At 44.2% G+C, this 12903-nt stretch carries 11 protein-coding genes; 10 read left to right on the top strand and 1 reads right to left on the bottom strand.

The features are described 5' to 3' along the window. Window positions 1-8: 8 nt before the first annotated feature. The 5 genes from MS_RS00225 to araD all read left to right on the top strand — a co-directional run bounded on the left by MS_RS00225 (window position 9) and on the right by araD (window position 5233). Complete coding sequence (locus tag MS_RS00225) at window positions 9-995, top strand: TRAP transporter substrate-binding protein (RefSeq protein ID WP_011199234.1); 987 nt, start codon at window positions 9-11, stop codon at window positions 993-995. 64 nt (window positions 996-1059) lie between these two features. Continuing rightward, the gene (locus MS_RS00220; RefSeq protein ID WP_011199233.1) at window positions 1060-2049 is read left to right on the top strand and encodes a TRAP transporter substrate-binding protein; all 990 of its coding nucleotides are present in this window, start codon (window positions 1060-1062) and stop codon (window positions 2047-2049) included. A 131-nt stretch (window positions 2050-2180) separates the two neighbouring features. Next, complete coding sequence (locus tag MS_RS00215) at window positions 2181-3638, top strand: FGGY-family carbohydrate kinase (protein WP_011199232.1); 1458 nt, start codon at window positions 2181-2183, stop codon at window positions 3636-3638. Window positions 3639-3686: 48 nt separating this feature from the next. Further along, on the top strand, window positions 3687-4547 hold the full coding sequence (locus MS_RS00210; protein WP_011199231.1) for an L-ribulose-5-phosphate 3-epimerase: 861 nt from the start codon (window positions 3687-3689) through the stop codon (window positions 4545-4547). After that, on the top strand, window positions 4541-5233 hold the full coding sequence (araD, locus tag MS_RS00205; protein WP_011199230.1) for an L-ribulose-5-phosphate 4-epimerase: 693 nt from the start codon (window positions 4541-4543) through the stop codon (window positions 5231-5233). Before MS_RS00210 ends, araD begins: the two co-directional genes overlap by 7 nt. 75 nt (window positions 5234-5308) lie before the next feature. Here the strand turns inward: araD and ilvC are convergent, their stop codons facing one another. Then, the gene (gene ilvC, locus MS_RS00200; protein WP_011199229.1) at window positions 5309-6790 is read right to left on the bottom strand and encodes a ketol-acid reductoisomerase; all 1482 of its coding nucleotides are present in this window, start codon (window positions 6788-6790) and stop codon (window positions 5309-5311) included. Window positions 6791-6999: 209 nt separating this feature from the next. Here ilvC and ilvY point away from each other — a divergent pair, with 209 nt between their 5' ends. The 5 genes from ilvY to MS_RS00175 all read left to right on the top strand — a co-directional run bounded on the left by ilvY (window position 7000) and on the right by MS_RS00175 (window position 12705). After that, on the top strand, window positions 7000-7893 hold the full coding sequence (gene ilvY / locus MS_RS00195) for an HTH-type transcriptional activator IlvY (RefSeq protein ID WP_011199228.1): 894 nt from the start codon (window positions 7000-7002) through the stop codon (window positions 7891-7893). A 121-nt stretch (window positions 7894-8014) separates the two neighbouring features. Beyond that, entirely contained in the window at window positions 8015-9121 is a 1107-nt protein-coding gene (gene dprA, locus MS_RS00190; RefSeq protein ID WP_041639424.1) for a DNA-processing protein DprA, read from the top strand. 163 nt (window positions 9122-9284) lie between these two features. Next, the gene (locus MS_RS00185; RefSeq protein ID WP_011199224.1) at window positions 9285-9551 is read left to right on the top strand and encodes an oxaloacetate decarboxylase subunit gamma; all 267 of its coding nucleotides are present in this window, start codon (window positions 9285-9287) and stop codon (window positions 9549-9551) included. Between the two features lie 21 nt (window positions 9552-9572). Further along, the gene (gene oadA / locus MS_RS00180) at window positions 9573-11381 is read left to right on the top strand and encodes a sodium-extruding oxaloacetate decarboxylase subunit alpha (protein ID WP_011199223.1); all 1809 of its coding nucleotides are present in this window, start codon (window positions 9573-9575) and stop codon (window positions 11379-11381) included. A 16-nt stretch (window positions 11382-11397) separates the two neighbouring features. Further along, window positions 11398-12705: a sodium ion-translocating decarboxylase subunit beta gene (locus MS_RS00175; protein ID WP_041639423.1), complete on the top strand. Its 1308-nt coding sequence runs from the start codon at window positions 11398-11400 to the stop codon at window positions 12703-12705. Window positions 12706-12903: the final 198 nt, after the last annotated feature.

The following is a 12903-nucleotide window of genomic DNA, read 5'->3' as shown; positions in this document are numbered from 1 at the left end:
AGAATCCTATGAAACTTTTTAATTTAAAAACTTTAGCTACATTAGTCGCAGGTGTTGCCCTTATGTCTGCCACTGCGCAAGCTGAAATTTCATTACGTTTCGGTTATGAAGCGCCTCGCTCGGATACTCAACATATCGCGGCGAAAAAATTTGCAGAGTTACTTAAAGACAAAACTAAGGATGAAATCAAATTAAAACTTTTCCCTGACAGCACCTTAGGTAACGCCCAAACCATGATCAGCGGCGTTCGCGGCGGTACCATCGACCTTGAAATGTCCGGTTCGCCGAACTTTACGGGTTTAGAACCTAAATTAAACGTTATCGATATTCCGTTTATCTTTAAAGATCGTGAGCATGCTTTCAAAGTGTTAGACGGTGAAATCGGTCAAGGGTTGTTGAAAGACCTAGAATCTCAGGGCTTAAAAGGCTTGGCTTATTGGGATGTCGGTTTCCGTGCTTTCTCTAACTCAAAACATACGGTGACCAAACCGGAAGACATCAAAGGCTTAAAAGTGCGTACCAACCAAAACCCAATGTACATTGAAGCCTTCTCATTATTAGGCGGTAACCCGGTGCCAATGCCGTTATCCGAACTATACACCGCATTGGAAACCCGCGCGGTGGATGCGCAAGAACATCCGATCGGTATTTTCTGGTCGTCAAAACTGTATGAAGTACAAAAATTCTTAAGTTTGACCAATCACGGTTACACCCCATTAATTGTGGTGATGAACAAAGCAAAATTTGATGGGTTATCACCGGAATTACAACAAGCCGTGTTAGATTCCGCGAAAGAAGCCGGTGCTTTCCAACGTCAATTAAATATCGACAATGAAAAAGAAATTATCGGCAAAGTGCGTAAAGAAGGCGTAGAGGTCACCGAACAAATTGATCAGGCACCGTTCAAAGCCGTGATTGAAGAAAAAGTGCGTAAAACCTTTATTGATAAATACGGTAAAGATTTAGTTGAAAAAATCGACGCTTTAGCGCAATAACCTGCCTGAATAAGCGGTGACGGAATGTCGCCGCTTTTCCGCCTTATGAATGTAGGAGTATGTAATGAAATTATTCTCTCTTAATAAATTATCCGCACTTATCGCAGGCGTCGCTTTATTATCCGCCGTGACGGCGCAAGCGGAAACCTCTTTACGCTTTGGTTATGAAGCGCCGCGTAGCGATACGCAGCATATCGCCGCCAAAAAGTTTAACGACTTATTAAAAGAAAAAACCAACGGCGAAATCAAATTGAATTTATTTCCCGACAGCACCCTGGGCAATGCGCAAACCATGATCAGCGCAGTACGCGGCGGGACGGTGGATTTGGAAATGTCCAGTTCCTCTAACTTCACCGGATTGGTTTCCGAATTAAACGTTATCGATATTCCGTTTATCTTTAAAGATCGCACTCACGCTTACCAGGTATTGGACGGCGAAATCGGCCAAAAATTATTATCTCAGCTGGATGCGCACGGGCTGAAAGGTATTGCGTTCTGGGAAGTGGGCTTCAGAGGCTTCACCAATTCCAAACATCCGGTGACTAAACCGGAAGATATTAAAGGATTAAAGGTCCGCACCAACCAAAATCCGATGTACATCAAAGCGTTCAGTATTTTAGGCGCTAATCCGGTACCAATGCCGTTGTCCGAACTTTATACCGCCTTAGAAACCAAAGCGGTAGATGCACAGGAACACCCGATCGGTATTGTTTGGTCGTCAAAACTGTATGAAGTACAAAAATATTTCAGCTTTACCAACCATGGCTACACCCCGTTAATCGTGGTGATGAACAAAGCGAAATTCGACGGACTTTCGCCGGAACTGCAAAAAGCCATTGTGGATGCCGCGCAGGAAGCGGGCAAATATCAACGCCAGCTTAATTTAGACAACGAGCAGGGCATCGTCGAAAAAATGAAAAAAGCCGGCATTGAATTTGTGGATAATTTGGATACCGCACCTTTTAAAGCAGCGGTGGAACAGGAAACCCGTAAAGCCTTTATTGATGCGAACGGCGACAGCTTAATCAAACAAATTGACGCCTTAGGCAAATAATAACCCCAAAAAAGTGCGGTTAAAAAATTTCGAATTTTTGACCGCACTTTTTGAGTCTGTTTATCTTTCATAACCTATAGCAACGAAGTTTATGAAAGATAAACAGACCCTAATGACAGAAGGATAAGATCATGAATTACTACCTTGGTATAGATTGCGGCGGCACCTTTGTCAAAGCCGCTTTATTTGATGAAACGGGCAATTTGCAGGGTATCGCCCGCGAAAACGTGCCTGTGATTAGCGATAAAGCCGGTTATGCGGAACGGGATATGCCGCAGCTTTGGCAGGTATGTGCCGAAGTGGTACGCAAAACTATTGCCGAGAGTAAAATTTCTCCCGATTTAATCAAAGGGGTCGGCATTTCGGCACAAGGCAAAGGCGCGTTTCTGTTGGATCAAAACCAACAGCCCTTAGGCCGTGCAATTTTATCTTCCGACCAGCGTTCCTTAGACATTGTGAAACAATGGCAAAAAGAGGGCATTCCCGAAAAACTCTATCCGCTTACCCGCCAAACTTTGTGGACGGGGCATCCCGTTTCTATTTTGCGCTGGGTAAAAGAGCACGAACCCGAGCGTTACGCCCGCATCGGCTCGGTGCTAATGTCCCACGATTATCTTCGTTTTTGTCTGACCGGCGAATTGCATTGTGAAGAAACCAATATTTCCGAATCCAATCTCTATAATATGGAAAAAGGGGAATACGATCCGGTTTTAGCGGATTTATTGGGATTGAAAGGCATCATTGAAAAATTGCCGCCGGTGATTCAATCAAACCGGATTGCCGGCTATGTCACGGAACAAGCCGCCAAGGTTTCCGGTTTAGCGGTGGGAACACCGGTGGTCGGCGGTTTATTTGACGTGGTTTCTACCGCACTTTGTGCCGGTTTGGAAGACGAAACCAAACTGAATACGGTTTTCGGCACCTGGTGTGTAGTCAGCGGTATTACCGATCATATCGACCCGAACCAATCTCTGCCTTTCGTTTATGGCCGTTATGCGGAAGAAAACAAATTTATCGTACACGAGGCCAGCCCGACCTCCGCCGGAAATTTAGAATGGTTCGTCAAACAATGGAATCTGGATTATCAACGGATTAACGAAGAAATTGCCTCCCTACCGCCGGCCGCCAGTTCCGTATTATTCGTACCGTTTTTATACGGCTCGAATGCCGGCTTAGGCATGCAGGCGGGCTTTTACGGCATTCAATCGCATCATTGCCAGGCGCACTTATTGCAGGCCATTTATGAAGGCGTATTGTTCAGTTTGATGTATCATTTGGAACGTATGCTCAAGCGTTTCCCTGCAACCAAAGTGTTGAGAGTAACCGGCGGTTCGGCAAAATCAGAAATATGGATGCAAATGTTAGCGGACTTTACCGGCATGACTCTAGAAATTCCCGAAATTGAAGAAACCGGCTGTTTAGGCGCCGCCGTAATTGCTATGCAGGCATTGAATAACAATTTGACGGTTACGGAAATTTTAAACAAAGGTATTAAAGTCGTTCGTCCTAATCCGGATAACTTTGACCTTTATCAAAAAAAATATCAGCGTTATGTGACATTAACCGCAGCATTAAAAGCAATGCTTTAGTATAATTTATAAACAATATTCATTTAAAAAGACCGAAGGAGTCTATTAATGAGAAAACACAAATTAGGTATTTATGAAAAAGCGTTACCGAAAGGAATCAGCTGGCAGGATCGGTTATCTATCGCCAAAGCCTGCGGTTTTGATTTTGTCGAAATTTCAATTGATGAGACCGACGAGCGACTTGCCCGTTTAGACTGGACGCCGGAACAGCGTATCGAGTTAGTGTCCGCCATCATTAAAACCGGCGTTACCATTCCTTCCATGTGTTTATCCGGACATCGCCGTTTCCCCTTTGGCAGCCATGACGAAGCCACACGCCAAAAAGCTTATGAAATTATGGAAAAAGCCATTAAATTAGCGGTGGATTTAGGTATTCGAACCATTCAACTGGCCGGTTACGACGTCTATTACGAAGAACAGGACGAAGGCACATTACAACGTTTCCGCGAAGGTATGGAATGGGCGACGGAATTAGCCGCCAGCAATGAAGTCACCCTGGCGATGGAAATTATGGATACCAAATTCATGAGCTCTATCAGCCGCTGGAAAAAATGGGATGAAATCATTAAATCGCCGTGGTTTACGGTTTATCCGGATGTGGGCAATCTGTCCGCCTGGAATGACAATGTGGAAGAAGAGCTGACCCTCGGCATGGATAAAATTTCCAAAATCCATTTAAAAGATACTTACAAAGTGACGGAAAGCTGTAAAGGACAGTTCCGTGACGTACCTTTCGGCGAAGGTTGTGTGGATTTTGTTAATGTATTCCGCATTTTGGATAAACTGAATTATCGCGGAGCATTTTTAATCGAAATGTGGACGGAAAAATCAGACGAGCCGATTGCCGAAATCATCAATGCTCGTCGCTGGATTGAACAAAAAATGAAAGAAGGTGGTTTTCAATGTTAAAAGAGTTAAGAGAACGTGTACTGCAAGCTAATCTTGAGTTGCCGAAACACAAATTAATTACCTTTACCTGGGGTAATGTGAGCGAAATTGACCGCGAAAAAGGTTTAGTCGCCATCAAACCTTCAGGGGTGGATTACGATGTGATGACCGTTGATGATATCGTGATTGTGGATTTGGACGGCAATCACGTTTGGGGCGATAAAAAGCCTTCGTCAGATACGGCGACCCATTTAGAACTTTATCGCCAATTCCCTGAAATCGGCGGCATCGTACATACCCATTCCCGTCATGCCACCGCCTGGGCGCAAGCGGGTGAAGATCTGATTGCCTTAGGTACCACCCACGGCGACTATTTCTACGGCGCAATTCCTTGTACCCGCAAAATGACAGCGGAGGAAATTGCCGGCGAATACGAACTGGAAACGGGAAAAGTGATTGTGGAAACTTTCCGTAAACGCGGCATTAACCCGACGGATATTCCGGCGGTATTGGTGAATTCCCACGGTCCGTTCGTATGGGGCAAAGACGGCTTCAATGCCGTACATAATTCGGTGGTATTGGAAGAAATCGCTTATATGAACGCATTCAGTAAGCTTATCCGCCCGAATGTGCAGTCAATGCAACAGGAATTGCTGGATAAACATTATCTGCGTAAACACGGCAAGAATGCCTATTACGGTCAGTAATCCGTAATCATAGATAAAAAAACACCGTTTGCGGTTAAACCTGCAAACGGTGTTTTCTTATTTAAAAATTATTAATTAACCTTGAGATGAAATACGTTTCATATCCGTCATATAACCGCGTAATTCCTGACCGATTAATTCAACCGGGTGGTTACGGATTGTGTCGTTGATATCACGTAAATAAACATTATCTATTTCAGCCGCCGGAGTCGGTTCGCCTAAGTCGCCGCGTTTTAATTGAGACACGATTTCTTTAGCAAGAATAGGTGTCGCCACGTTAGAGAATAAGTAGTTACCGTATTCCGCCGTATCTGAAATTACTACGTTCATTTCGTATAAACGTTTACGGGCGATAGTGTTTGCAATTAACGGTAATTCGTGTAACGACTCATAATAAGCGGATTCTTCGTAAATACCGCTTGCAACCATCGCATCAAACGCCATTTCAACGCCGGCTTTAACCATAGCTACCATTACGACGCCGTTATCAAAATATTCTTGTTCGGAAATTTTGATGCCGTCCGCTTTTGGTGCGTTTTCGAAAGCGGTTTTACCTGTCGCTTCACGCCATGCGAACAAATCTTTATCGCCGTTTGCCCAGTCTGCCATCATAGTTGCGGAGAACTCACCGCTGATGATGTCATCCATATGTTTTAAATATAAGAAGTTCAAATGTTCTTTGATTTCTTCCGCTAATTCAAACGCACGGATTTTCGCACTGTTTGACAGGCGATCCATCATTAAAGTGATACCGCCTTGTTTTAAGGCCTCGGTAATAGTTTCCCAACCGTATTGGATTAATTTACCTGCGTAGGCCGGATCTTTACCGTCCGCTACCAATTTGTCGTAACAAACAATTGAACCCGCTTGTAACATACCGCAAAGAATGGTTTGTTCACCCATTAAGTCGGATTTCACTTCCGCTACGAACGAAGATTCCAATACGCCGGCACGGTCGCCGCCGGTAGCGCTTGCCCATGCTTTGGCAATCGCCATACCCTCGCCTTTAGGATCGTTTGCCGGGTGAACCGCGATTAATGTCGGCACACCGAAACCGCGTTTGTATTCTTCACGCACTTCGGTACCCGGACATTTCGGCGCCACCATTACCACAGTGATATCTTCACGAATTTGTTCGCCTACTTCAACAATGTTAAAACCGTGCGAGTAACCGAATGAAGCGCCTTGTTTCATTAACGGCATGACATCCGCCACCACTTTGCTGTGTTGTTTATCCGGCGTTAAATTAACCACCAAATCCGCAGTCGGAATTAATTCTTGATAAGTACCTACTTTAAAACCGTTTTCCGTTGCGCGTTGGAATGAAGCGCGTTTTTCAGTAATAGCTTCAGGGCGTAATGCATAGCTGATATCCAGCCCTGAATCACGCATATTTAAACCTTGGTTTAAGCCTTGCGCACCGCAACCGACAATTACGATTTTCTTGCCTTTTAAGAAATTGCAACCGTCAGCGAATTCGCTGCGTTCCATAAAACGGCAACGACCTAATTGATCTAATTTTTGACGTAAGTTTAATGTATTGAAATAGTTAGACATTTTTTAATCCTTTAGTCAGGTTGTTAAATGAATTGTATTATGTTTTGTTTGCATACTGCGTTGTTATATTGTTATGGCAAACGATTATACGCTTTTTTAATGTTGCGTAAATTGATATTATTGAAACCTAATATTGCATATACCGCAATAAATTACCGCTAGGGAAAACCGTTAATTCATCAAAAATCAAGCACATGAGAAAAAAGCCCATGGAATTTAATGAACTCAAATTATTTCTGCATCTGGCGGAGTCGCAAAATTTCAGCCGTAGCGCCGCACAAAACCATATGTCCACCTCAACGCTTTCCCGCCAGATTCAGCGTATGGAAGACGAATTGGGCGAGCCGTTGTTTTTACGGGATAACCGCAGAGTTCAGCTTACGGAGTGCGGTGAAAAATTTAAGATTTTTGCCCAACAAAGCTGGAATCAATGGCAACATTTCAAACAACAAATTCATCATAATGAAAACGAATTAAACGGTGAATTAAAAGTATTTTGCTCGGTAACGGCGGCGTACAGCCACCTTCCTCAGGTGTTAGAAAAATTCCGCCTTCGTTATCCTAAAGTGGAAATTAAATTAATGACCGGCGATCCCGCCCTTGCTTTACATCAAGTGCAAAGCCAACAGGTTGATCTATCCCTTTCCGGGCGCCCGCTGCATTTACCGAACAGCATAAAATTTCATTATATTGACGATATCAGCCTTTCCTTAATTGCGCCGCGAATCGCCTGCCCGGCAACTCAGTTATTACAACATTCGCCCATTGACTGGCAACGGATTCCGTTTATCTTGCCGGTGGAAGGGCCCGCGCGCCAACGCATTGACCAGTGGTTCCGCCAGCAGAAAATCAAACACCCGAAAATTTATGCCACCGTAGCCGGGCATGAAGGTATCGTTTCTATGGTGGCGTTAGGTTGCGGTTTAGCCCTACTGCCCGATGTCGTAATAAAAAACAGCCCGATGAATTCTCAGGTTTCCTCATTAACGCTGGATATTCCGGTATACCCCTTTGAACTTGGTGTCTGCGTGCAGAAAAAAAGCCTGGAACTACCTTTAATAAAGGCCTTCTGGGATAGTTTGCAAACGGAAAATGCCGGATAAATTTCATAATTTTTCGAGCCGTATCGTAAAATTCGTTTTTATTTACAACAAAAACTTAGTAAAAAATGACCGCACTTTATAATTTCATTCAGGCAATTAGGCTAAAAAGTGCGGTCATTTTATGGATAATTTTACTCAAACCCTATTACGTTTATACCAAGTACCGAAATTGGGCGCTGCGACAATTCAGCAATTATTGGCACAATATTCTGCAGAACAATTGAGCGAATTTGATGCCGCCGAATGGCGTAAAATCGGTTGGAACGATCAACAAATCCAAACTTGGCTTAACCCGAATATGCGTTATTTAGAACCGGCGTTGCGCTGGAATGAACAGCCCGAACAACACATTCTGCATTACCGGCAAGAAAATTATCCCGAATTATTAAAGCAAATCCACAGCGCACCACCACTGTTATTTATTAAAGGCAACCCGGAACTTTTAACACAGCCGCAAATTGCCATCGTAGGTAGCCGGAATTGCTCGGATTACGGCGAATATTGGGCAAAACATTTTGCTTCGGAACTTTCAGCGACCGGGTTTGTTATTACCAGCGGGCTGGCATTAGGCATTGACGGATTCTGCCACCAAGCGACAGTTGAGCAACAAGGGCAAACTATTGCGGTATTAGGCAGCGGCTTACAGCACATTTATCCTGCCAGACATAAAAAACTCGCCCGCCGTATTATTGAAACGAACGGTGCTCTCGTATCCGAGTTTTTCCCGACTCATCCGCCGATAGCGGAAAATTTCCCGCGCCGCAACCGCATTATAAGCGGTCTCTCTCTTGCCACTCTTATTGTAGAAGCCACGGAACGCAGCGGTTCATTGATTACCGCACGCTACGCCTTAGAACAGAACCGAGAAGTGTTTGCCATTCCCGGCAATATTCAAAATCAATACAGCCAAGGTTGCCACACATTAATAAAGCAAGGGGCAATGCTTGTAGAGCGAATCTCGGATATTCTCGAAAATCTACCGCACTTTTCAATAAATTACCGTCCGCCGGCAAAAGTACGCTCGCAGGTACAAACCGCTCAACTGGCAGCCCCCGAGGTGCAGGTCAGTTATCCCGAATTATATAAACATATTTCGTCTTTGCCGATAAGTATTGATGACTTAATAAATGCTACAGGATTAAACGTCAATGAATTACTAGTACAATTACTGGAATTAGAATTGCAGAATTTGATTTGCCAACAAAACGGGCTATACCAACGGAATTAGTATAATTATTAATCAATAATTTCATGAAATAACACAATTTAAAAAATTTATCACCTTTAATATTAATAAATTTTGATTAAATCGCTCACTCTGTGATCTATTTCACCTTTTTGTTACTTAAAAATAGGTAATATATGTAAGCTTGTTTTAAGAGAGGTACCACATGACAGAAACAGAGCTTTTTAAAGAAGGGTTAAACCTTATGTTTTCGGGGATGGGATTTGTAATTATATTTTTACTTATTCTTATCTGGGCAATTGGAATCGTTTCAAAACTAATCAATACGTTCTTCCCAGAACCTATCCCAGTCGCACAAGCGAAAAAAACCGTTACCCCAACCCAATCCGCTGTAGTCGATGATATCGAGAGACTTCGTCCCGTTATCGTAGCGGCAATAGCACATCATCGCCGTACTCAAGGCTTAAATTAATTAGAAATATAGGATTTTGTTATGACTAAAAAAATTAAATTTACAGATGTTGTTCTTCGTGATGCACACCAATCTCTTTTTGCAACACGCTTACGTCTTGATGATATGCTCCCGATTGCCGCCGAGCTTGATAAAATCGGTTATTGGTCTTTAGAAGCCTGGGGAGGCGCAACTTTTGACTCCTGTATCCGTTTCTTAGGTGAAGATCCTTGGGTACGTTTGCGTGAGTTGAAAAAAGCAATGCCGAAAACTCCGCTGCAAATGTTATTACGCGGTCAAAACTTACTAGGTTATCGTCATTATGCCGATGACGTAGTGGATAAATTCGTAGAACGTTGCGTTGCAAACGGTATGAGCGTATTCCGCGTATTCGACGCCTTAAATGACCCCCGCAATATGCAACAAGCCTTAACCGCAGTGAAAAAACAAGGTGGTCACGCACAAGGTACCTTAAGTTATACAACAAGCCCCGTTCATACTTTAGATACGTGGTTAAACGTCACCGAGCAATTGCTTGAGATAGGTATTGACAGCTTAGTCATTAAAGACATGTCCGGTATTTTAAATCCAATGGCGGCCGGCGAATTGGTCGGTGCGATTAAAGGCAAATTCGGCGATGATGTTGAACTCCACTTACATTGCCACTCTACGACAGGTATGGCGGAAATGGCATTATTAAAAGCCATTGAAGCGGGTGCCGACGGTATTGATACTTCTATTTCTTCTATGTCCGGCACTTACGGTCATCCGGCAACCGAATCTTTAGTAGCGACATTGCAAGGTACCGAATACGATTCAGGTTTGGATATTCCTAGCCTTGAGAAAATTGCCGCATATTTCCGCGACGTGCGTAAAAAATATGCCAAATTCGAAGGTCAATTACGCGGTATCGACAGCCGTATTCTGGTCGCTCAAGTACCGGGCGGTATGCTGACTAATCTTGAAAGCCAATTAAAACAACAAAATGCGGCGGACAAGTTAGATGCGGTATTACAAGAAATTCCACGTGTTCGTGAAGATCTCGGTTATATTCCGTTGGTTACGCCAACCTCTCAAATCGTGGGTACTCAATCCGTTATCAACGTGTTAATGGGCGAACGTTACAAAACTATCGCAAAAGAAACCGCAGGTATTCTCAAAGGCGAATACGGTCGCACGCCGGCTCCGGTTAATGCCGAATTACAGGCCCGCGTATTGGAAGGTAATCAACCGATTACCGACCGCCCGGCTAATCATATTGCACCGGAAATGGATAAATTAGCGGCGGAAGTAAAACAACAAGCGGCGGAAAAAGGCATTAAATTGGCTGAAAATGAAATTGACGATGTATTAATCGTTGCTCTGTTCCCGCAAATCGGCCTTAAATTCTTAGAAAATCGCGGCAACCCGGCTGCATTCGAACCGGTTCCGACCGCTGAACAGGCTCCGGCTAAAGCTGCCGCTCCGGTCGCGCCAAAAGCACAATCCGGAGCGGCGGTTTATACCGTCGAACTTGAAGGTAAAGCCTTTGTGGTGAAAGTAAGCGAAGGCGGCGATATCACTAATATTGCGCCGACCCAAACATCTAACGCTGTTCCTGCACCGCAAGCGGCTCCGGTTGCGGCACCTGCATCAGGCGGCACACCGGTCACCGCGCCTATGGCGGGTAACATCTGGAAAGTGGTTGCTACCGAAGGTCAAAAAGTGGCGGAAGGCGATGTATTGTTAATTCTTGAAGCAATGAAAATGGAAACTGAAATTAAAGCGGCTCAAGCAGGTACGGTACAAGGTATCGCAGTCAAAGCAGGTGATGCTGTTGCAGTAGGCGATACATTAATGACTTTAGCTTAAGAAGGTGGTAAGTAGTATGGAAAGCATTATTTCTTTGCTGAAAGGTACGGGCGTTATGCACATGGAGTGGGGACAAGCGGTGATGATTCTCATCAGTTTGTTGTTACTCTGGCTTGCAATCGCACGTAAATTCGAGCCACTTTTACTCTTGCCTATCGGTTTTGGCGGATTACTGTCTAATATTCCTGAAGCGGGTCTTGCCATGACCGCTTTAGATAATTTATTACACTTAGGTTCTCCCGACCAAATTGCCGCTATCGCGGCAAAAGTGGGGGCGATTGCCGATCCTGCCGCCATAAAAGCGGCGGTAAGCGGCATCTCCGCCTCCGAACATGCACAACTTGAAGCAATGGCTGTGGATATGGGCTATAGCGCAGGTATATTGGCATTATTTTATAATGTCGCTATTGGTTACGGTGTTGCGCCACTCATCATTTTTATGGGTGTCGGCGCAATGACTGACTTCGGACCGTTAATTGCTAACCCGAAAACCTTGTTATTAGGAGCGGCGGCACAATTCGGTATTTTCTCTACCGTATTGGGAGCGCTCACCTTAAACTATTTCGGGTTAATCAGCTTCAACTTAGCTCAAGCGGCATCAATCGGTATTATCGGCGGTGCTGACGGTCCTACAGCCATTTACCTAACTAGCCGCTTAGCACCGGAATTATTAGGCGCTATTGCGGTAGCGGCTTATTCCTACATGGCGTTAGTGCCGTTAATCCAACCGCCGATTATGAAAGCCTTAACTACAGAACAGGAACGTAAAATCCGCATGGTTCAATTACGTACGGTAAGCAACCGTGAGAAAATTATTTTCCCGATCGTGTTATTGCTTTTAGTCGCTCTGTTACTTCCGGATGCGGCGCCGTTACTCGGTATGTTCTGCTTTGGTAACTTGATGAAAGTCAGCGGCGTGGTTGACCGTTTAAGCGACACCACACAAAATGCGTTAATTAATATCGTCACTATTATTCTGGGTTTATCCGTAGGTTCTAAACTAATTGCAGACAAATTCCTGCAACCGCAAACTTTAGGGATTTTAATCCTGGGCGTTATAGCCTTCTGCATAGGTACCGGCAGCGGTGTGTTAATGGCGAAATTGATGAACAAGTTCAGCAAAAACAAAATTAATCCGCTTATCGGTTCAGCCGGGGTTTCTGCCGTACCGATGGCAGCGCGCGTATCGAATAAAGTGGGACTGGAAGCGGATAATCAAAACTTCCTGTTAATGCATGCAATGGGTCCGAATGTGGCGGGTGTAATCGGTTCGGCTATCGCCGCCGGTGTAATGCTGAAATATGTTAGTGCGATGATTAACTAGTTTCTAAAAATTATTCACAATCCGAATAAAGGATTTGTTCTCTCTTGCCAAGAACATTGGCAGAGTATTTTGAACTATTGATCAGTTTATAATAAAAACGTCCTCGTTTGAGGACGTTTTCTTTGCCGGATTAAAAGTGCGGTCATAAAATGATTATTTTTGAACATTGGCTTCAATAACAACCGGCTGTACTTAAAA

Source organism: [Mannheimia] succiniciproducens MBEL55E, from assembly GCF_000007745.1.
Taxonomy (GTDB): domain Bacteria; phylum Pseudomonadota; class Gammaproteobacteria; order Enterobacterales; family Pasteurellaceae; genus Basfia; species Basfia succiniciproducens.
Note: the sequence above shows the minus strand (reverse complement) of the source record. Positions and strands in the feature narration are given on the sequence as shown.